A 20,500-nucleotide genomic window follows, 5' to 3' on the forward strand; every position below is an offset into this window, starting at 1 on the left:
CGTGCGTGTATTGTAGCGAGCGCGTTACAATCGGTTGAAACATCGAACGGATTTCCATGACTCTGCCCTCGAAGCTGCTTCTGAAGCGCCCCGCCGCCGAGCACGGCGCGCGCGTCTTCCCGGTCCGCCGTGCGCTCGGCGCCGCGCTGTTCGCCGCCTGGACCCTCACCGCCTTCCCGGCTCACGCGCAGGATCCGGCATCGGACGACGCGCAGCCGCAGGGCGCGTTCGAGCATGTGATGGCGGACGAGCAGAAGAATCTCCCCGGCGTCCCGCTGACGAGCCAGATCGTCTACCAGGTGCTGGCCGCCGAAGTCGCGCTCCAGCGCAACCAGCCGGCGCCGGCCTACCAGACCTATCTCGCCCTCGCCCGCGACACGCGCGATCCGCGCATGGCGCAGCGTGCGACCGAGATCGCACTGGGCGCGCAAAGCCCGGCCGATGCACTGTCCGCGGCCAATCTGTGGCGCCAGTACGCGCCCGATTCGAATCGCGCATCGCAAGTCGACGCCGCGCTGCTGGTGCTCGCCGGCAAGCCGGCCGACGCGCAGCCGATGCTCGCGCGCGAGCTGGCCCGCGCGACCGGCGAAACGCGCGGCCCCGCGATCCTCGCGCTGCAGGCGCTGCTGGTACGCGGCTCCGACCGCGTCGGCGGCCTCGCGGTGCTGAAGGACATGCTGAAGAACGACATGAACCGCCCCGAGGCGCAGCTCGCGATCGCGCGGCAGCAACTGGCGGTCGACGACAAGGAAGGCGCGGCGCGCTCGCTGAAGCAGGCGCTGCAGATCCGCCCTGACTACCTGCCGGCGGCGCTGATGCTGTCGCAGATGGGCCCCGCGGAGCGCGCGGCCGGCATCGCGTCGTTCGAGAAATATGTTCAGCAGAATCCGAAGTCGCGCGATGGGCGGCTCGCGCTGTCGCAGCTCTATCTCGCCGACGACCGCCTCGACGACGCGCAGAAGCAGTTCGAGACGATGCGCAAGCTCGACTCGAAGGACCCGACGCCGCTGATGGCGCTCGCGCTGATCAGGATCCAGCAGAAGAAGCTCGACGACGCGAGCGCGTACCTGAAACAGTACGTGCAGCTCGGCGACAAGCAGTCGAACCTCGACGTCGGCCAGGGCTACATCTACCTCGCGCAGATCTCGATCGAGCAGGGCAACGACGCGCAGGCGTCGCAATGGCTCGACAAGGTCGACCAGACGAGCCAGCACTATCTGCCGGCGCAGATCACGCGCGCGCAGCTGCTGCAGAAACAAGGCAAGACCGACGCGGCCCGCAAGGTGCTCGACGATCTGCCGATCAGCGATCCGCGCGATGCGGCCGTGGTCGCGCGCACCGACGCGTCGATCCTGTTCACAGCGAAGCGCTATCCGGAAGCCGAGGCACGGCTCGGCCAGGCGGTCCAGGACTTCCCGGACGATCCCGACCTGCGCTACGACTACGCGATGGCGGCCGAAAAGACGGGCCACTACGCGACGATGGAAAAGCAGCTGCGCGAGCTGATCCGCACGCAGCCCGACAACCCGCAGGCGTACAACGCGCTCGGCTATTCGCTGGCCGATCGCAATCAGCGCCTGCCGGAGGCCAGCAAGCTGATCGACAAGGCCCTGTCGCTCGCGCCGAACGATGCGTACATCATGGACAGCCTCGGCTGGGTGAAGTACCGGATGGGCGACACGACCGGCGCGGCCAAGGTGCTGCAGCGCGCGTTCGAGTTGCAGCCGAACGCCGAGATCGGCGCGCACCTCGGCGAAGTGCTGTGGAAAAGCGGCGCGCAGGACGACGCGCGCATCGCATGGCGCGCCGCGCAGAAGCTCGAGCCCGACAACGACACGCTCGTGCAGACGCTGAAGCGCCTGCAGATCAACGGCCTCTGATGCGGATGTTCCCGATGCTTTCCCTGTCTTCCCGCGCGCTGCGCACGCTGGCCACGGCCGGCGCGGCGCTCGCGCTCGCCGGCTGCGCGAGCACGCCGCCGTCGGCGAACGCGCCGGCCGGCGCCCCATTGCAGACGGCCGCGACGCATGCATACCATGGCCGCTTCGCGGTGCAGTACAACGACCGCCTCGGCAGGCAGCAAAACGTGTACGGCAACTTCGACTGGCTCGAGCACGGCGACGACGTGTCGCTCGAGCTGCGCAGCCCGCTCGGCCAGACGCTCGCAATCGTGAAATCGACGCCGCAGACCGCAACGCTAGAACTGCCGAACCGCCAGCCGCAATACGCGACCGACGTTGGCGAGCTGATGCAGAACACGCTCGGCTTCTCGCTGCCGCTGGCCGGCCTGCGCTACTGGCTGCTGCCGACTCCCGCGCCCGCGACGCCCGCGCAGACGGTGCGCGACCCGGCCGACACGACGCACGTGAAGCAGATTCGCCAGGACGGCTGGACGATCGATTACCTCGCCTACGCGGACGCACCGGCCACCGGCGTCAAACGCGTGAACCTCGTGCGCGCGACGCCGCCGCTCGACATCAAGCTCGTGCTCGACCAATAAGCACGTGAACCTAGCCCCGACATACGCATGACCGATTCGACCCGCTCGCTGCGCAATTGCCTTGCGCCCGCGAAACTCAACCTGTTCCTGCACATCACCGGCCGTCGCCCGAACGGCTATCACGATCTGCAAAGCGTGTTCCAGTTGCTGAACTGGGGCGACACGCTGCACTTCACGCTGCGCGACGACGGTCGCGTCGCCCGCGTCACCGACGTGCCGGGCGTGCCAGAGGAAAGCGATCTCGTCGTGCGCGCGGCCAATCTGCTGAAAGCGCATACGGGCACCGCGGCCGGCGTCGACATCGAGATCGACAAGTGCCTGCCGATGGGCGCGGGCCTCGGCGGCGGCAGCTCCGACGCGGCCACGACGCTGCTCGCGCTGAACCGCCTGTGGCAGCTCGACCTGTCGCGTACGGAACTGCAATCGCTCGCGGTAAAACTCGGCGCCGACGTCCCGTTTTTTGTTTTTGGAAAAAATGCGTTCGCAGAGGGTATCGGAGAAGAATTAGCTGAGGTAGAATTGCCGACTCGCTGGTTCCTGGTTGTGACGCCGCGAGTTCATGTCCCCACCGCTGAAATTTTTTCAGATGAGTTGTTGACAAGAAATACGAAGCCAGTCACAATTGCTGACTTTCTTGCACAGCAAAACAGCGATGCGGGATGGCCAGACAGTTTCGGCCGGAACGATATGCAGCAAGTTGTGACAAGTAAGTACGCGGAAGTTGCGCAGGTGGTCAAATGGTTGTATAATGTGACCCCCGCGAGGATGACCGGCTCCGGAGCAAGCGTGTTTGCAGCGTTTCAAAGCAAGCACGAGGCAGAAGCGGCGAAAGCCCAGCTGCCCACCGGTTGGAACGGTGCAGTTGCCGAGAGCCTGAACGAGCATCCGCTCTTCGCTTTCGCGTCATGAAGTTTTGCTTTGCCGGATGGCCTACAAGTCCGGTGAAGTTATCAGTTGAGTGTAGGGGAGTCGCCAAGTTGGTCAAGGCACCGGATTTTGATTCCGGCATGCGAGGGTTCGAGTCCTTCCTCCCCTGCCAAAAATTTTCCCGCATTTCCCGCCCAAGCCTGAAGCAGGTGCACGATGAGCAGCCACAGCCTTGATGGCCTGATGGTCTTTACTGGCAACGCGAATCCCGCGCTCGCACAGGAAGTCGTCAATATCCTTGGAATCCCCCTCGGCAAAGCAATGGTCAGCCGTTTCTCCGACGGCGAGATTCAAGTCGAGATCCAGGAAAACGTGCGCGGCAAGGACGTCTTCGTCCTGCAATCCACGTGCGCGCCGACGAACGACAACCTGATGGAACTGATGATCATGGTCGACGCGCTCAAGCGTGCGTCCGCCGGCCGGATCACCGCTGCCATCCCCTACTTCGGCTATGCCCGCCAGGACCGTCGCCCGCGCTCGGCGCGCGTCGCGATCTCGGCGAAGGTCATCGCGAACATGCTGGAAATCGCCGGCGTCGAGCGGATCATCACGATGGATCTGCACGCCGACCAGATTCAAGGCTTCTTCGACATCCCGGTCGACAACATCTACGCAACGCCGATCCTGCTGGGCGACCTGCGCAAGCAGAACTACGCGGATCTGCTCGTCGTGTCGCCGGACGTCGGCGGCGTGGTCCGCGCCCGGGCACTCGCGAAGCAGCTCAACTGCGATCTCGCGATCATCGACAAGCGTCGTCCGAAGGCGAACGTCGCCGAAGTGATGAACATCATCGGTGAAGTCGAAGGCCGCACCTGCGTGATCATGGACGACATGGTCGACACCGCCGGCACGCTCTGCAAGGCAGCGCAAGTCCTGAAGAATCGCGGTGCGAAGCAGGTGTTCGCGTACGCGACGCACCCGGTTCTGTCGGGTGGCGCCGCCGAGCGTATCGCCGCATCGGAACTCGACGAGCTGGTCGTCACCGATACGATCCCGCTGTCGGCCGAATCGCTGGCCTGCTCGAAGATCCGCTCGCTGACTAGCGCGAGCCTGCTGGCAGAAACGTTCTCGCGAATCCGTCGCGGCGACTCGGTGATGTCGCTGTTCGCGGAATCCTGATCGCGTAACGACAAAAAAAGCATGCGCGGAAAGCGAAGCGGCAACGCTTCGCTTTTTGCACAATCGGACGGGATAGACGAAACCCCGCCCGTTTCATCAGGGGCCGCCATTTCGCCGGCCCCGTTTTACTGCCTGGTCGCGGGCAGCTAATGGAGAATCACATGAAAGTCGTCGCTTTCGAGCGCCAAGAGCAAGGTACGGGTGCGAGCCGCCGCCTGCGCAACGCTGGTAAGACCACGGGTATCGTCTACGGTGGCGAAGCAGCCCCGCAAAAGATCGAACTCGATCACAACGCGCTGTGGCACGCACTGAAGAAGGAAGCCTTCCACTCGTCGATCCTCGATCTCGAAGTGGCCGGCCAGTCGCAACAGGTTCTGCTGCGCGACGTGCAATACCACCCGTTCAAGCAACTCGTGCTGCACGTTGACTTCCAACGCGTCGACGCGAAGAAGAAGCTGCACACGAAGGTGCCGCTGCACTTCCTGAACGCTGAAGTCAGCCCGGCAGTGAAGCTGTCGAGCGCAGTCGTCTCGCACGTCGCGACGGAAATCGAAATCGAGTGCCTGCCGTCGGCACTGCCGGAATTCCTCGAAGTCGACCTGTCGAAGATCGAAGCAGGTCAGTCGCTGCACGCGAAGGACATCGCTCTGCCGAAGGGCGTGGCGCTGGTCGCGCACATCGACGCGGAAAACCCGGTTGTCGCATCGGCGACGATCCCGGCTGGCGCCGTGTCGGACGCAGCAGGCGAAGGCGAAACGCCGGCTGCCTAAGGGCTGCCCACGCGCTGCCCACGCGCCCGTTCGATCCGTTTCACGAAACGATCGACGCAACCCGCCGCGGCTCGCCCGGCGGGTTTTTCTTTTTCTGCGCCCAGGCGGCGCTGCCGCCTACGAAACGTCATGATCAAACTGATCGTCGGCCTCGGCAATCCCGGGGCGGAATACACCGCGACGCGTCACAACGCCGGCTTCTGGCTGGTCGACCAGCTCGCCCGCGAAGCCGGCGCGACGCTGCGCGACGAGCGCCGCTTCCACGGCTTCTACGCGAAAGCGCGCCTGCACGGCGAGGAAGTCCACCTGCTCGAGCCGCAAACCTACATGAACCGCTCCGGCCAGTCGGTCGTCGCGCTCGCGAGTTTCTTCAAGATCCTGCCCGACCAGATCCTCGTCGCACACGACGAGCTCGATCTGCCGCCCGGCACCGTGAAGCTGAAGCTCGGCGGCGGCAGCGGCGGCCACAACGGCCTGAAGGACATCTCCGCGCACCTGTCGTCGCAGCAGTACTGGCGGCTGCGCATCGGCATCGGCCATCCGCGCGACCTGATTCCGGAAGGCGCGCGTGCCGGCGCGAAGCCCGACGTCGCGAACTTCGTGCTGAAGCCGCCGCGCCGTGAAGAGCAGGACGTGATCGACGCATCGATCGAGCGCGCGCTCGCCGTGATGCCGATGGTCGTCAAGGGTGAGCTCGACCGCGCGACGATGCAGCTGCATCGCAACTGAATCCGCACCGGCATGGTGCAACGTGCCGTCCGGCTGCGCCGGGCGGCATTTCGGCCCCGTGCAATTGCGCACCGTGCCGTCCACATGCGGTAATCTGGTCGTTTTTGCCCGTCAGGAGCCAAGCGGTGAGCCGTTACTGGAGCGACGTCGTTCAGCAACTCGTGCCTTACGTGCCCGGCGAACAGCCCGCACTCGCACACCCCGTCAAGCTGAACACCAACGAGAATCCCTATCCGCCTTCGCCGCGCGTCGTCGCGGCGATCGCACGCGAACTCGGCGACACCGGCGACACGCTGCGCCGCTATCCCGATCCGCTCGCGCGCGCACTGCGCGAGACGGTCGCGGCCCATCACCGCATCAAGCCCGAACAGGTCTTCGTCGGCAACGGCTCCGATGAAGTGCTCGCGCATGCATTCCAGGCACTGCTCAAGCATGAGCGGCCGCTGCGCTTTCCCGACATTTCGTACAGCTTCTATCCGACCTACGCGCGCCTGTACGGCGTCGACACCACGATCGTGCCGCTCGCGGACGACTTCTCGATCCGTGTCGAGGATTACCTCGACGACGCGGGCGGCGTGCTGTTTCCGAATCCGAACGCGCCGACCGGGCGCGCGCTGCCGCTCGCGGACATCGAACGCATCGCGGCCGCGAACCCGTCGTCGGTCGTGCTGATCGACGAAGCGTATGTCGATTTCGGCGCGCAATCCGCGATCACGCTGATCGACCGCTATCCGAACCTGCTGGTCGTGCACACGACGTCGAAGGCGCGCTCGCTCGCGGGCATGCGCGTCGGTTTCGCGTTCGGCGATGCGGCGCTGATCGACGCGCTCAATCGCGTGAAGGACAGCTTCAATTCCTATCCGCTCGACCGGCTCGCGCAGGCCGCCGCCCAGGCCGCATACGAAGACACCGACTATTTCGACGCGACCTGCCGGCGCGTGATCGACACGCGTGCGCGCCTCACGCACGCGCTGGAGGCGCTCGGCTTCGACGTCGTGCCGTCGGCCGCGAATTTCGTGTTCGCGCGCCATCCCGCGCACGATGCGGGCGCGATCGCGGCAAGGCTGAAGGATCGGGAAATTTTCGTGCGGCACTTCCGCGCGCCGCGCATCGACCAGCACTTGCGCATCACCGTCGGCACCGACGCGGAATGCGACGCGCTCGTCGCGGCGTTGCGCGAACTGATCGGCTGAAGCACAAGCGGGAAGCGCAACCGGCGCCGAGAGGCGCCGGTCAAGGAAATCGTGACGTCGTGACGCGCGCGTCGCGACGGAGTCAATGCGAGGTCACGCTTGGGTCACTGCGCGTCGTCGCCCTTCGCGGCGGTCAACGCGTGATACTTCTCCATCAACTGCGCGTGCGATTCGTCATGCTGCGGATCGCGCGGAATGCATTCGACCGGACACACCTGCTGGCACTGCGGTTCGTCGAAATGGCCGACGCACTCGGTGCACTTGTTCGGGTCGATCACGTAGATATCCGGGCCCATCGAAATCGCGCCGTTCGGGCACTCGGGCTCGCATACGTCGCAATTGATGCACTCGTCGGTAATCATCAAGGACATACTGATCTCACTTCTTCAGGCCAGCGGCCGGCTTCGCAATGAAACCGGCCGGCGCCGCGTCACGCGGCCGGGCCTCCCATCGCGGCGACTTTCTCGGTCAACCACTTCTCGACGGACGGGAACACGAATTTGCTGACATCGCCGCCCAACTGCGCGATTTCGCGCACGATCGTCCCCGAGATGAACTGGTATTGATCGGACGGCGTCATGAACATCGTCTCGACGTCGGGCAGCAGATAGCGGTTCATCCCCGCCATCTGGAACTCATACTCGAAATCGGACACGGCGCGCAGGCCGCGCACGATCACGCGCGCGTTGTTGGTACGGACAAAGTCCTTCAACAGGCCCTTGAACCCCATCACCTTCACGTTCGGATAATGGCCGAGCACCTCGTTCGCAATCTTCAGACGTTCTTCCAGCGAGAAGAACGGCTTCTTCGCGCGGCTGTCGGCCACACCGACCACCAGCGTATCAAAAATGCTCGACGCACGCCGCACGAGGTCTTCGTGCCCGCGCGTCAGCGGATCGAACGTACCGGGATACACGGCGACTACCATGTCGCTCCTCCTGTCATCACGCAAACGGGGTGGCAGCCGTGCGATGCGCACGCCACTGCCGAGATGGGCACGCGTCGCCTCTCCGGCGCGCCGCCTCGTATGGAACGCGCATTATTCATCATTTTCGCGCTGCAGCAAATGGTAGTGAACCGCACCGGCCTTGCCGTGCTTGACCACCTGCCAGCCGGCGAGTGCTTCGTGCACGGCCGGGTCGAGTTGCGCCCCCGTCTCGACGTAGAGCAAGCCGTCCGGCGCGACGAGCGGCGCCGCCAGCGCGATCACGCGATCGAGCACGGCCGGCTCGCCGAACGGCGGATCGAGGAACACGACGTCGAATGCGCCCGGGGTCAGCCCGGCCGCGAGCCGCAGCGCGTCGGCTTCCGCGACCTCGACCGAGCGCGCGCCGAGCTTGTCCTTGATCGCGCGCAGCTGCTGCGCCGCGCGCGGGTGGCGCTCGACCATCACGACGCTCGTCGCGCCGCGCGACGCGGCCTCGAACCCGAGCGCGCCGGTGCCCGCGAACAGGTCGAGGCAGCGCCGGCCGTCGAGATCCTGGCCGAGCCAGTTGAACAGCGTCTCGCGCACGCGATCGGGCGTCGGCCGCAGGCCGTCGAGATCGAGCACGGCGAGCGGCGTGCGTTTCCAGTCACCGCCAATGATGCGGATCGTGTGCGGCTTGCCGCGGCCGGAGGAGGCCGCCGGGCGGCCGGAAGAGGAACGGGACATACGGAATATCGACGACGGAGGGACCGGGTGCGCACGGGGGCGCACCGCCAAACAGGCGCACGTTACCACAGCGGCGGCACCGGCTGACGCGAGTGCCTCGCCGCACTGATAAAATGCACGGTTTCGGCCGCCGTGCGCACGCCCGACAGCCCCTGCCGCGCGCCGACCCGCGCCCCGCCCTCTTCCCGACGTCAGACCATGTTCAGCTTCTTCAAACGATTCAAGAAAACGCAGGAGTCCGACTCCACGGAATCGCAATCGGCCGACGCGCTGCAACCGGACGAGCCGTCCGACGCGCCCGCAGCCGATGCCCGTCAGGCGATCGAAGCCCCGCCCCCCCCCGCGCAACCGCGACCGGCCGCGCCGGCCGTCGTGATGACGGTCACGCCGACCAACGACGGTAGCGACGACGTCGTCGAAGCGGTCGAGATCGTGCCGCCGCCGACGCAGGACGCCTCCGCGAAGAAATCGTGGCTCACCCGCCTGAAAACGGGGCTCGCGAAGACGGGTTCGAGCATCACCGGCGTGTTCGTCAACACGAAGATCGACGAGGATCTGTACGAGGAACTCGAAGCCGCGCTGCTGATGTCCGACGCCGGCGTCGATGCGACCGAGTACCTGCTCGGGGCGCTGCGCGAGAAAGTGAAAACGGGCCGGCTGACCGATCCGCAGCAAGTGAAGAGCGCGCTGCACGACCTGCTCGTCGAACTGCTGAAGCCGCTCGAGAAATCGCTGATGCTCGGCCGCGCGCAGCCGCTCGTGATGATGATCACGGGCGTGAACGGCGCGGGCAAGACCACCAGCATCGGCAAGCTCGCGAAGCATCTGCAGAGCTTCGACCAGTCGGTGCTGCTGGCCGCGGGCGACACGTTCCGCGCGGCCGCGCGCGAGCAGCTGGCGGTCTGGGGCGAACGCAACAACGTGACGGTCGTCCAGCAGGAAAGCGGTGACCCGGCCGCGGTGATTTTCGACGCGGTCAGCGCCGCGCGCGCGCGCAAGATCGACGTGATGATGGCCGACACGGCCGGCCGCCTGCCGACGCAGCTGCACCTGATGGAAGAGCTGAAGAAGGTGAAGCGCGTGATCTCGAAGGCGCACGACGGCGCGCCGCACGAGGTGCTGCTCGTGATCGACGCGAACACCGGCCAGAACGCGCTCACGCAGGTGAAGGCCTTCGACGATGCGCTCGGCCTCACGGGCCTGATCGTCACGAAGCTCGACGGCACCGCCAAGGGCGGGATTCTCGCCGCGATCGCGCGGCAGCGCCCGGTGCCCGTCTACTTCATCGGCGTCGGCGAGAAGGTCGAGGACCTGCAGCCGTTCAGCGCCGTGGAATTCGCGGACGCGCTATTCGACTGAACACCGCCGGCCCGCATCGCACGGGGCGCCTTCGGGCGCCCTTTTTTTCATGCGCGCCGGAAACCGCCAGCCTCGGCCGCGGCCGGGGCATCGCGCGGTGTCACTCGGCGTTCACTCGGCGTCGGGCTGCACGCCGGGCTCGGCGGCCTTGAATGCGTCGAGCGTCGACGCGTAATCGGCCACCCGCTGGATCGTCGGGAAGCGCGTCGTGTCGATCGAGAAACGGTTCGCGTTGAACACCTGCGGCACGATGCAGATATCGGCGAGCGTCGGCGTGTCGCCGAAGCAAAGCTTGCCGGTGCGCGGATCGTTCGCGAGGCGCGTCTCGAGCGACGCGAAACCCGCCTCGATCCAGTGCCGATACCATTCGCTCTTCGCTTCCTCCGGCACCTTCAGCGTGTGCTTCAGGTACTTCAGCACGCGCAGGTTGTTCAGCGGATGGATCTCGCACGCGACCTGCAGCGCGATCGCCCGCACATACGCGCGGTCGACCGGCTGCTTCGGCAGCAGCGCGGGTTCGGGATGCGTTTCCTCGAGATATTCGATGATCGCGAGCGATTGCTGCAGCGTGGCATCGCCGTCGATCAGCGTCGGCACGACCGCATCCGGATTCACCGCACGGTACGCGTCCTTCAGTTGCTCGCCGCCGTCGCGCAGCATGTGCACGGGCACCGTTTCGTACGGCAGCTGCTTCAGGTTCAGGGCGATCCGCACGCGGTACGACGCGGAACTGCGGAAATAGCTGTAGAGCTTCATGGGATGTCTCTCGTAGTCGTATTCGGCCGGCGACGGCAAGCGCAGGGCACCGCCGGGAACCCGAGTTTAGCGCGCCGCGCGGTGCCGACGCGCGGGGCCGCGCGCTTGGGCGAGCCACGCCCATGCGATACTCGGGGCATTCCTTACCGTTCACAGCGCGGCCCGATGCCGGCCGCCCGCCCCACGCCGATGACCGCTCCCCACGACTCCGCAGCCTCGCCGTTCCCTTGCGCCCGCTTCATCAAGGAAATCGGCCGCGGCCCGCACGGCGCACGCGCGCTGTCCGCCGAAGACACGTTCGAGCTCTATCGCGCGATGCTCGATGGCCGCGTGTCGGACGTCGAGCTCGGCGCGATCCTGATCGCCTATCGCCTGAAGGGTGAAAGCGCCGACGAACTGGCCGCGATGCTCGCCGCCGCGCAGGCGTCGTTCGAACCCGTGCACGTGCAGGACGCCGCGTTCCGCCCGGTGTCGATTCCGAGCTACAACGGCGCGCGCAAGCAGCCAAACCTGGTGCCGTTGCTCGCGTTGCTGCTCGCGCGCGAAGGCGTGCCGGTGCTCGTGCACGGCGTCGAGCGCGATCCGGGCCGCGTGACGAGCGCGGAGATCTTCTCGGCGCTGTCGATCGCGCCGTCGACGTCGCACGACGCGATCGAGGACACGCTCGCCGAGCGCCGCGTCGCGTTCGCGCCGATCGAAGCGCTGGCGCCGCGCATCGCGCACCTGCTGTCGATGCGCCGCGTGCTCGGCGTGCGCAACTCCACGCACACGCTGGTGAAGATCCTGCAGCCGTTCGCGCCGGCCGGGCTGCGGCTCGTCAACTACACGCATCCGCCGTACCGCGAGAGCCTCGCGCAACTGTTCCGCGATCATCCGGACGCCGCGCTCGGCGGTGCGCTGCTCGCGCGCGGCACCGAAGGCGAAGCGGCGGCCGACACGCGTCGCCAGGTGCAGGTCGACTGGCTGCACGACGGCGTATGCGACACGCTGATCGAGGCCGAGCGCTCGTCGACCGACGCGCCGCCCGTCGCGCTGCCCGAATCGCGCGACGCGGCGACCACCGCCGCGTGGACGGACGCCGTGCTGCGCGGCGAAATTCCCGTGCCCGGCGCGCTTGCGCGGCAGGTCGCGACGATCGTGCGGATCGTCCGGACCGCAGCGTAAACGGCACCCGGGTCGGCGCCACCCGGGTCGGCCCTTTCGTGCCGACCTTTGAACCGACCATTTGACACGCGCACGCATCCTGGCATAGAGTTGTCGCCATGCGTTCCTTTCCGAACACCCTCCGAATTACCTCCGGCCGCCTAGCGCGGTCGCTATCGCTACGACTAGCCTAAGGCTCTCGTAGCGCCGTGTGCTGTCCGCACGGTCCCTCCAGCAGTTCCTCGCAGCACCCTTCTCGCAGTTTTTACAACCCGAAGTCGTCAGCACTCGTCCGTCTATCCGTCGGTCGATTCGCGAAGATCATCCGCATCCGCCGCGCATTCCCTGCGCCACGGTGCGAGGCAGCGCCAACCGTCGCTCCTGCCGCCCGTCTTCGCTCGCGACTTGAGATCCGAGGCCCAGAAGATGAAGCGCAACCCGCAAGACAAGTACCGTCCGTTCGAACCCGTCCGCCTCAATGGCCGCCGCTGGCCGACCCGCACCATCGAGCGTGCGCCGGTCTGGATGAGCACCGACCTGCGCGACGGCAACCAGTCGCTGATCGAGCCGATGAGCATCGAGCAGAAGCTGGAATTCTTCGACATGCTGGTTGCGATCGGTTTCAAGGAAATCGAAGTCGGCTTTCCGTCGGCGTCGCAAACCGACTTCGATTTCGTCCGCAAGCTGATCGACGACAAGCGCATCCCCGACGACGTGACGATCGAAGTGCTCGTGCAGTCGCGCGAAGACCTGATCGCGCGCACCTTCGACGCGCTCGAAGGCGTGCCGCGCGCGATCGTGCACCTGTACAACGCGATCTGCCCGTCGTTCCGCCGCATCGTGTTCGGGATGTCGAAGGACGACGTGAAAGCACTCGCGGTCGACGGCACGCGGCTCATCAAGGAACATGCGGCGGCCCGTCCGGACACGTACTGGACCTACCAGTACTCGCCGGAAACCTTCAGCATGACCGAACTGACGTTCGCGCGCGAAGTGTGCGACGCGGTCGCGCAGGCATGGCGGCCGACCCGCAATCACAAGATGATCGTCAATCTGCCGGCGACCGTCGAAGCCGCGAGCCCGAACGTGTTCGCCGACCAGATCGAGTGGATGGACCGCAATCTCGCGTATCGCGACAGCATCGTGCTGTCCGTGCATCCGCACAACGATCGCGGCACCGCGGTCGCGGCCGCCGAACTCGCGCTGCTCGCGGGCGCCGACCGCATCGAGGGCTGCCTGTTCGGCAACGGCGAGCGCACCGGAAACGTCGATCTCGTCACGCTCGCGCTGAACCTCTATACGCAGGGCATCGACCCGGGCCTCGATTTCTCCGACATCGACGCGGTGCGCCGCGTGGTCGAGCGCTGCAACCAGATTCCGGTGCATCCGCGCCATCCGTACGCGGGCGACCTCGTGTTCACCGCATTCTCCGGCTCGCACCAGGACGCGATCCGCAAGGGTTTCGCACAGCAGCGGCCCGACGCGGTGTGGGAAGTGCCGTACCTGCCGATCGACCCGGCCGACCTCGGCCGCAGCTATGACGCAGTGATCCGCGTGAACAGCCAGTCCGGCAAGGGCGGCGCGACGTTCCTGCTCGAACGCGGGATGGGCTTCACGCCGACGCGCCGCGTGCAGATCGAATTCAGCCACGCGGTGCAGACGCTCGCCGACGCGTCCGGCGAGGAAGTGACCGGCGATGCGATCTGCGCGCTGTTCGCCCGCGAATTCTTCGAGACCGCCGGCCCGGCCGCGCGCCACGGCGACGCCGCGCGCTGGCAGAACCGCGACATCGCGGCTGCGCCGCCGGCCGACGCGACGCCCGAAGATGCCGTGCAACGGATGGCCGCGGCCTTCGCGACGGCAGCCGGCGCGACGATCGACGTCGCGTCGTGCGAACACACGCGCACGACGGACGGCAGGATCGCGGTATCGGTCGGCTGCCGGATCGGCGATGCGCCGCTGCGACATGGCGTGGGCGTGCACGCCGATGCGGCGAGCGCGGCGCTCGACGCGGTCGTCAGCGCAATCAACCGCTCGGGCTGGCATTGCGCCGACCGACGCGCGGCGGCCTGAGCACCGGGTTTCACTTCAGGGTTCGAACGTCCGGGAGCGGGGCGGACCGCCCGTGCGCCGCGCAATCCGCGCCGCACGGGCCAGCAAAAAGCGGCCCAGGAGGCCGCTTCGGTGGGGACATGAAAAGGAGCGCCACGCGCGCTCATGTCTCGGTCGCGCACCGCGTCGCCTGCCACGCCAGCAGGCGCCAGTGGCCCTGCTCGTGGGTGTGGACGGCCGTATAGGCGATCGGAAACACCAGCCCGCCGTTGTTCGTTTCCATCTCGATCAGCGCGCGCCCGGTGACGACGCAGGTGGCGTCGCCGAGGGTCAGCAGGTCCTGCGACTGGATTTCGATCTGGCGATAGCGGCGGCGGCCGGCGACGATTGCGTCGATGAACTGCTGCTTGGTTTCGCGTTTGCCGTTGGTGTGCACGAAGAACACCTTGTCCGACAATTGCGCGTCAAGCGCCTCGCCATCGCCGTCGACCATCGCCCGGAACCGATCGCGCTCGAGGGCGCGAATCGCATCGACCACCTTCGTCATCGCCTGACTCCTCGGCAACGCGCCCGCCGTGCGCGGGCGTGCGGATCAGAAGTTGTACTGCACGTAGAACTGGTGGAAATTTATACCAGGATTCGGCTCTTTGATACCCGCGTTAGACACATGTTGAAAACGGTAACCGAGCTGATATTGTTGGCGTTCTCCGAACTGCGCGCCGACGCCGACGACATCCGCAAACTGGAACGAGGTCGACAACGACAGATCGTTCGAGATCGTCGGGTGAGTGAGGAAGCGGATGCCGGCGCCGGCCTCGATGAACGGGCGAACCTGGCCCGCGCTCTTGATGAAACGGAACATCGGCGTCGCGCCGAACTCCCCGATATTGGCGTGAACGTTGCCGCCCGTATGCCAGTAGCCCGCGTGGCCTTCCATTACGAACGCGAAGTGCCAGCCGCCGATTTCCCACCAGTTCCAGCCCGGATCCCACACCACCGCGAGATCGGCCTTGTCGATCCCGTGGCGATCGGAAAACCCGCCGCCCGCCTGGATTCCCCACCGGTCCGCGAATGCGGCGCCCGATCCCCCGAGCAGCGATGCCGCCAGCAGCGCATCCAGCGCAAGCCGGCGAGGGGACCGGCGATTCTTCTTATTGTTCATCTGACACTCCAACTTTGCGGGTTGAATGGAGCCTTGCCGCAGCGGCCGGCCCGAGCGAACTGAATGGTATGGTAAAGGACTTTTCGGATCGGCATCACGAAGCGAAATTGTTTGCTTCCAAAACTACAAAAATCGAAAACGTCTACTGATTACCATCAGAAACAACGGTTTACGGAACTTCCACCGGCAGCCTCGGTCGCAAATTAGACTATCGACTCGACAAGTTCGATAGAAAAACCGGGAACTCGGATGCCCACGCGCCCTCTAAGGATTAGCACTCGGATTCCGGGAGTGCTAAGATGGGCCCCGGAATCTCATCCGAGACCAGGGGTTTGTCCCTGATTCCAAAGGAGTTTTTTTAGTGAGCCACGCCCTGACCCTTCCGAACACCCTGAGCCCGACGCCGGCCAAGGCCGAATCGGCAGGCTCGCTGGCGCTCGCAACTCAATCGATGTTGCCGGGCCAGCTTGGCAACATCGACGCGTATATCCAGGCCGTCAACCGGATCCCGCTGCTGACCGCCGAGGAAGAACGCCGCTATGCGACCGAATTCCGCGAAGACAACAACCTCGACTCGGCCCGCCGCCTCGTGCTGTCGCACCTGCGGCTCGTCGTGTCGATCGCGCGCAACTATCTCGGCTACGGCCTGCCGCACGGCGACCTGATCCAGGAAGGCAACATCGGCCTGATGAAGGCGGTGAAGCGTTTCGACCCGACGCAAAACGTGCGCCTGGTGTCGTACGCGATCCACTGGATCAAGGCCGAGATCCACGAGTACATCCTGCGCAACTGGCGGATGGTGAAGGTCGCGACGACGAAGGCGCAGCGCAAGCTGTTCTTCAACCTGCGCAGCCACAAGAAGAGCATGCAGGCGATGACGCCCGAGGAAATCGACGGCCTCGCGCAGGAGCTCAACGTCAAGCGCGAAGACGTGACCGAAATGGAAACGCGCCTGTCGGGCGGCGACATCGCGCTCGAGGGGCAAGTGGACGACGGCGAGGAGTCATATGCGCCGATCGCCTATCTGGCCGATTCGCACAACGAGCCGAGCGCCGTGCTCGCCGCGCGTCAGCGCGACATGCTGCAGACGGACGGCATCGCGCAGGCGCTCGAGGCGCTCGACGCACGCAGCCGCCGGATCATCGAGGCGCGCTGGCTGAATGTCGACGACGACGGCTCGGGCGGCTCGACGCTGCACGATCTCGCCGCCGAATTCGGCGTGTCGGCGGAACGCATCCGCCAGATCGAAGCGAGCGCCATGAAGAAGATGCGCACCGCCCTCGCCGAATACGCATAAAGCCGCGACTCAGCACGCTTCACCCAAAACCGCTGCCCGACCGGCAGCGGTTTTTTTTCGTCTGTCGTTTCGGTGGTCGCCGCGCTGATTAATCGAGTTATTGAGCGGCTATCGGACGGTTTCCCGCCCCATCCGCATACCGTTGATCTACCTCAAGTTTTGACCCGCGATTCGCGACGGTCTGCCGCAGCGGGGCACTCGGCAGCGGAAAGCCGGCGTTTTAAAATTGGCATGTCGGCTTAAAAGGATTAAAACAGCTTAAGTGCCGTCATAAAGCCGACGTAAAGTCGCCCCAAAACCCACGTAAATCGATTCAGGATAATCGCCTTGATCTCGATCAACAAAGAGCCTGCGCCGCCTCCCCTGCAGGCCGCCGGCACGATCGGCTGGCGCGCGCGCATCGCCGCGTGGGCGCGCGGCCCGACCCTCATGCGCGACATCACGCTGGTGCTGATCGTCAAGCTGATCCTCCTGATGTCGCTCAAATACGCATTCTTCAATCATCCGCAGGCCGAGCACATGTCGCTGCCGCCTGCCGTCGTCGCCGAGAAGCTGCTCTCGGTGCCGGCTCCTGCATCTACCGAGGGAGACCACCATGATAAGTAGCGAAGTCGTCGATCTGTCACGTCTACAGTTCGGCATCACGGCGCTCTACCACTTCCTGTTCGTGCCGCTGACGCTCGGCCTGTCCTGGCTGCTCGTCATCATGGAAGCCGTCTACGTGATGACGGGCAAGCAGGTCTACAAGGACATGACCCAGTTCTGGGGCAAGCTGTTCGGGATCAACTTCGCGATGGGCGTGACGACCGGCATCACGCTCGAATTCCAGTTCGGCACGAACTGGTCGTACTACTCGCACTACGTCGGCGACATCTTCGGCGTGCCGCTCGCGGTGGAAGGGCTGATGGCGTTCTTCCTCGAATCGACGTTCGTCGGCCTGTTCTTCTTCGGCTGGAACCGCCTGTCGAAGGTCAAGCACCTGATGGTCACGTTCCTCGTCGCGCTGGGCTCGAACCTGTCCGCGCTGTGGATTCTCGTCGCGAACGGCTGGATGAACAACCCGGTCGGCGCGGCGTTCAACTACCAGACGATGCGCATGGAGATGACGAGCCTGTTCGACGTGCTGTTCAACCCGGTCGCGCAGGTGAAGTTCGTGCACACCGTGTCGGCCGGCTATGTGTCGGCGGCGATGTTCGTGCTCGGCGTGTCGTCGTGGTACCTGCTGAAGAAGCGCGACGTCGACTTCGCGCTGCGCTCGTTCGCGGTCGCGGCCGGCTTCGGCCTCGCGGCGACGCTCTGCGTGATCGTGCTCGGCGACGAATCGGGCTATACGACCGGCGAAGTGCAGAAGATGAAGCTCGCCGCGATCGAATCCGAATGGGAAACGCAGCCGGCGCCCGCGTCGTTCACGCTGATCGGCATTCCCAACCAGGAAGAGCAGCGCACCGACTATGCGATCAAGATCCCGTACGCGCTCGGCCTGATCGCGACGCGCTCGATCGACGAACCGGTGATCGGCCTGCGCGAGCTCGCGAAGCGCAGCGAGGAGCACATCCAGAGCGGGATGCTCGCGTACGGCGCGCTGCAGAAGATCAAGCAGGGCGACACGAGCGAGGCGACCCGCGCGTCGTTCGACCAGCACAAGCAGTATCTCGGCTACGGGCTGATGCTCAAGCAGTTCACGCCGAACGTGACGGACGCGACGCCCGAGCAGATCAAGGCCGCCGCGAAGAAGACGATCCCGCCGGTCGCGCCCGTGTTCTTCTCGTTCCGGATCATGGTGGCCCTCGGCTTCCTGTTCGTCGCGACGTTCGTTGCCGCGTTCTGGTTCTGCGCGCGCCGCGAGCTGCTGCAGGACAACCGCCGCTGGTTCCTCCGCTATGCGGTGTGGGCGATTCCGCTGCCGTGGATCGCGATCGAATTCGGCTGGATCGTCGCCGAGCTCGGCCGCCAGCCGTGGACGATCGCCGGCGTGCTGCCGACGCATCTGTCGGCGTCGAGCCTGCAGCCGAGCGACCTGTACCTGAGTCTCGCCGGCTTCATCCTGTTCTACACCGCGCTGTTCGTCATCGAGATCAAGCTGATGTTCAAGTACGCGCGCCTCGGCCCGTCGTCGCTGCATACCGGCCGCTATCACCACGAAATCGCCGCCGGCGAGCGTGCCACGGTTTGAGCACGCGCCTGCAACGGAACAAGGAATCGCTATGGACTATGCAACTCTCAAGCTGATCTGGTGGCTGCTCGTCGGCGTGCTGCTGATCGGCTTCGCCGTCACCGACGGCTTCGACATGGGCGCGACCGCGCTGCTGCCGTTCCTCGGCAAGACCGACGACGAGCGCCGCATCATCGTCAACACGGTCGGCGCGACGTGGGAAGGCAACCAGGTGTGGCTGATCACGGCCGGCGGCGCGATGTTCGCCGCGTGGCCGCTCGTCTACGCCGCGTCGTTCTCCGGCTTCTACTTCGCGATGCTGCTCGTGCTGTTCGCGCTGTTCTTCCGGCCGGTCGGCTTCGACTATCGCAGCAAGCGGCCGGACCCGCGCTGGCGCGCGGGCTGGGACTGGGGCCTGTTCGTCGGCGGCTTCGTGCCGGCGCTGGTGTTCGGCGTCGCGTTCGGCAACCTGCTGCAGGGCGTGCCGTTCAAGTTCGACAGCGACCTGCGCGTGACCTACTACGGCGGCTTCTGGGCGCTGCTGAACCCGTTCGCGCTGCTCTGCGGGCTCGTCAGCCTCACGATGCTCGTCGCGCACGGCGCCGCGTTCATCAAGATGAAGACCGACGGCGTGATCGCGCGCCGCGCGTCGATCGCACTGCGCGTGTCGGCGCTCCTGGCGGTCGTGCTGTTCGTGCTGGCCGGGGTGCTGGTCGCGTCGACGATCGGCGGCTTCCACATCACGCACGCCGCGCCGAACGACACGGTCGCGAACCCGCTGCTGAAGGATGTCGCCGCCGGCTCGGGCCTGTGGCTCGCGAACTACGGCGAGTATCCGTGGATGATCGCGGCGCCGCTGGTCGGGATCGCGGGCGGCCTGCTCGCGCTGCTGCTCGCCGGCTCCAGGCAGGAAAAGACGGCGTTCTTCTGCACCGGCCTGATGATCACCGGCGTGATCCTGACCGCGGGCTTCTCGATGTTCCCGTTCATCATGCCGTCGTCGCTCGACCCGCGCAGCAGCCTGACCGTGTGGGATTCGACGTCGAGCCACATGACGCTGCAGGTGATGCTGTTCGCGGTGATCGTGTTCCTGCCGATCGTCCTGCTCTACACGAGCTGGGTCTATCGCGTGATGCGCGGCAAGGTCACGCGCCAGACGCTCGAAGAGAACGAACACTCGATGTATTGAACCCGGCCGGGGGCGCACGCGCCCTCGCCCACCGTTTCGCAAGGAGTCGGATCATGTGGTATTTCAGCTGGATTCTCGGTATCGGCGTCGCGCTGTCGTTCGGCATCGTCAACGCGATGTGGCTCGAAGCGCGGCAGAAACCGCAGGAAGCGCCGGTGCGCGCACGCCGCGACTGACGCGTGCGCGCCAGCGGCGGCGCACCTCGCCGCGCCGCCGCCGCGTCTGGAACGAACCTCGCTTCATGCGAGGTTTTTTTCGTCCGAACGGTCAGAGGGGCGCGCGGCCGGTCGATCCCAATTTAGCGCCAGATTGATACCACTTGAATACCAATAAAAGGTTTCATATGATCGTTGGACGCGGCCGCCAACAGGCCGAATCCATTTGAGTGGGGGAGACATGCGAATCCCGTGTGGGGCGTGCGCGTCGCGTCGCCGCTTGCGTGCGGCGGCTGCTGGCCAGGTGACGGCGCTCGCCGTTGCCGTCGCGCGCGACCACCCC

Annotated in this window: 21 protein-coding genes and 1 tRNA gene; 16 read left to right on the forward strand and 6 right to left on the reverse strand. The window is 65.7% G+C overall.

What is annotated here, in order from left to right; translation table 11 throughout:
- Positions 1-56: 56 nt before the first annotated feature.
- The 8 genes from FFI87_RS14720 to hisC all read left to right on the forward strand — a co-directional run bounded on the left by FFI87_RS14720 (position 57) and on the right by hisC (position 7,238).
- Positions 57-1,880, forward strand: a complete 1,824-nt coding sequence (locus FFI87_RS14720) for a tetratricopeptide repeat protein (protein ID WP_011657971.1) — start codon at positions 57-59, stop codon at positions 1,878-1,880.
- Positions 1,880-2,500, forward strand: a complete 621-nt coding sequence (gene lolB, locus FFI87_RS14725; RefSeq protein WP_138847135.1) for a lipoprotein insertase outer membrane protein LolB — start codon at positions 1,880-1,882, stop codon at positions 2,498-2,500. The genes FFI87_RS14720 and lolB overlap by 1 nt, the downstream gene beginning before the upstream one ends.
- Before the next feature lie 27 nt (positions 2,501-2,527).
- Positions 2,528-3,409 (forward strand): 4-(cytidine 5'-diphospho)-2-C-methyl-D-erythritol kinase, encoded by an 882-nt coding sequence (ispE, locus tag FFI87_RS14730; protein ID WP_012364737.1) that lies wholly within the window; start codon positions 2,528-2,530, stop codon positions 3,407-3,409.
- Positions 3,410-3,462: 53 nt separating this feature from the next.
- Positions 3,463-3,539: transfer RNA gene (locus FFI87_RS14735), tRNA-Gln, on the forward strand.
- A gap of 44 nt (positions 3,540-3,583) precedes the next feature.
- Positions 3,584-4,546, forward strand: coding sequence for a ribose-phosphate pyrophosphokinase (locus tag FFI87_RS14740; protein ID WP_006753281.1), 963 nt, complete (start codon positions 3,584-3,586; stop codon positions 4,544-4,546).
- Positions 4,547-4,707: 161 nt separating this feature from the next.
- Positions 4,708-5,316 (forward strand): 50S ribosomal protein L25/general stress protein Ctc, encoded by a 609-nt coding sequence (locus tag FFI87_RS14745; RefSeq protein ID WP_006753282.1) that lies wholly within the window; start codon positions 4,708-4,710, stop codon positions 5,314-5,316.
- Positions 5,317-5,445: 129 nt separating this feature from the next.
- Positions 5,446-6,045 carry an aminoacyl-tRNA hydrolase gene (pth, locus tag FFI87_RS14755; RefSeq protein WP_006760396.1) on the forward strand — a complete coding sequence of 200 codons (600 nt, stop codon included), beginning with the start codon at positions 5,446-5,448 and terminating at the stop codon, positions 6,043-6,045.
- A 125-nt stretch (positions 6,046-6,170) separates the two neighbouring features.
- Positions 6,171-7,238 (forward strand): histidinol-phosphate transaminase, encoded by a 1,068-nt coding sequence (gene hisC, locus FFI87_RS14760; protein WP_138847134.1) that lies wholly within the window; start codon positions 6,171-6,173, stop codon positions 7,236-7,238.
- Positions 7,239-7,342: 104 nt separating this feature from the next.
- Here the strand turns inward: hisC and FFI87_RS14765 are convergent, their stop codons facing one another.
- The 3 genes from FFI87_RS14765 to rsmD all read right to left on the reverse strand — a co-directional run bounded on the left by FFI87_RS14765 (position 7,343) and on the right by rsmD (position 8,892).
- Entirely contained in the window at positions 7,343-7,609 is a 267-nt protein-coding gene (locus FFI87_RS14765) for a YfhL family 4Fe-4S dicluster ferredoxin (protein WP_006760398.1), read from the reverse strand.
- 59 nt (positions 7,610-7,668) lie between these two features.
- Positions 7,669-8,166 (reverse strand): pantetheine-phosphate adenylyltransferase, encoded by a 498-nt coding sequence (gene coaD / locus FFI87_RS14770; RefSeq protein WP_006398238.1) that lies wholly within the window; start codon positions 8,164-8,166, stop codon positions 7,669-7,671.
- A gap of 111 nt (positions 8,167-8,277) precedes the next feature.
- Entirely contained in the window at positions 8,278-8,892 is a 615-nt protein-coding gene (rsmD, locus tag FFI87_RS14775; RefSeq protein WP_012364739.1) for a 16S rRNA (guanine(966)-N(2))-methyltransferase RsmD, read from the reverse strand.
- Between the two features lie 198 nt (positions 8,893-9,090).
- Between rsmD and ftsY the strand changes: the two genes are divergently transcribed.
- Positions 9,091-10,251, forward strand: a complete 1,161-nt coding sequence (ftsY, locus tag FFI87_RS14780) for a signal recognition particle-docking protein FtsY (protein ID WP_012364740.1) — start codon at positions 9,091-9,093, stop codon at positions 10,249-10,251.
- 111 nt (positions 10,252-10,362) lie between these two features.
- Here ftsY and maiA read toward each other — a convergent pair whose 3' ends face one another.
- On the reverse strand, positions 10,363-11,007 hold the full coding sequence (maiA, locus tag FFI87_RS14785; RefSeq protein WP_012364741.1) for a maleylacetoacetate isomerase: 645 nt from the start codon (positions 11,005-11,007) through the stop codon (positions 10,363-10,365).
- Positions 11,008-11,196: 189 nt separating this feature from the next.
- On the opposite strand from maiA, the gene ybiB reads away from it, so the two are divergent.
- A complete protein-coding gene (gene ybiB, locus FFI87_RS14790; protein WP_138847133.1) occupies positions 11,197-12,171 on the forward strand; it encodes a DNA-binding protein YbiB in 975 nt (324 codons plus the stop codon).
- A gap of 405 nt (positions 12,172-12,576) precedes the next feature.
- Positions 12,577-14,223, forward strand: a complete 1,647-nt coding sequence (gene leuA, locus FFI87_RS14795; protein WP_138847132.1) for a 2-isopropylmalate synthase — start codon at positions 12,577-12,579, stop codon at positions 14,221-14,223.
- Between the two features lie 142 nt (positions 14,224-14,365).
- Here the strand turns inward: leuA and FFI87_RS14800 are convergent, their stop codons facing one another.
- Positions 14,366-14,749 carry a nuclear transport factor 2 family protein gene (locus FFI87_RS14800; protein WP_011657982.1) on the reverse strand — a complete coding sequence of 128 codons (384 nt, stop codon included), beginning with the start codon at positions 14,747-14,749 and terminating at the stop codon, positions 14,366-14,368.
- A 45-nt stretch (positions 14,750-14,794) separates the two neighbouring features.
- Positions 14,795-15,364, reverse strand: coding sequence for an acyloxyacyl hydrolase (locus tag FFI87_RS14805; protein WP_012364744.1), 570 nt, complete (start codon positions 15,362-15,364; stop codon positions 14,795-14,797).
- 361 nt (positions 15,365-15,725) lie between these two features.
- Between FFI87_RS14805 and rpoH the strand changes: the two genes are divergently transcribed.
- From rpoH to cydX, 5 genes are all read left to right on the forward strand, one after another.
- Positions 15,726-16,661, forward strand: a complete 936-nt coding sequence (gene rpoH / locus FFI87_RS14815) for an RNA polymerase sigma factor RpoH (protein ID WP_006753294.1) — start codon at positions 15,726-15,728, stop codon at positions 16,659-16,661.
- A gap of 327 nt (positions 16,662-16,988) precedes the next feature.
- Positions 16,989-17,267, forward strand: a complete 279-nt coding sequence (gene cydP, locus FFI87_RS14820) for a cytochrome oxidase putative small subunit CydP (protein WP_138847130.1) — start codon at positions 16,989-16,991, stop codon at positions 17,265-17,267.
- Positions 17,257-18,834: a cytochrome ubiquinol oxidase subunit I gene (locus tag FFI87_RS14825; protein ID WP_138847129.1), complete on the forward strand. Its 1,578-nt coding sequence runs from the start codon at positions 17,257-17,259 to the stop codon at positions 18,832-18,834. Before cydP ends, FFI87_RS14825 begins: the two co-directional genes overlap by 11 nt.
- 31 nt (positions 18,835-18,865) lie before the next feature.
- A complete protein-coding gene (gene cydB / locus FFI87_RS14830; RefSeq protein WP_012364747.1) occupies positions 18,866-20,002 on the forward strand; it encodes a cytochrome d ubiquinol oxidase subunit II in 1,137 nt (378 codons plus the stop codon).
- Positions 20,003-20,055: 53 nt separating this feature from the next.
- Entirely contained in the window at positions 20,056-20,178 is a 123-nt protein-coding gene (cydX, locus tag FFI87_RS14835) for a cytochrome bd-I oxidase subunit CydX (RefSeq protein WP_006483737.1), read from the forward strand.
- Positions 20,179-20,500 lie beyond the last annotated feature (322 nt).

Source organism: Burkholderia sp. KBS0801, assembly GCF_005937855.2.
In the GTDB taxonomy this organism is placed as follows: domain Bacteria; phylum Pseudomonadota; class Gammaproteobacteria; order Burkholderiales; family Burkholderiaceae; genus Burkholderia; species Burkholderia ambifaria.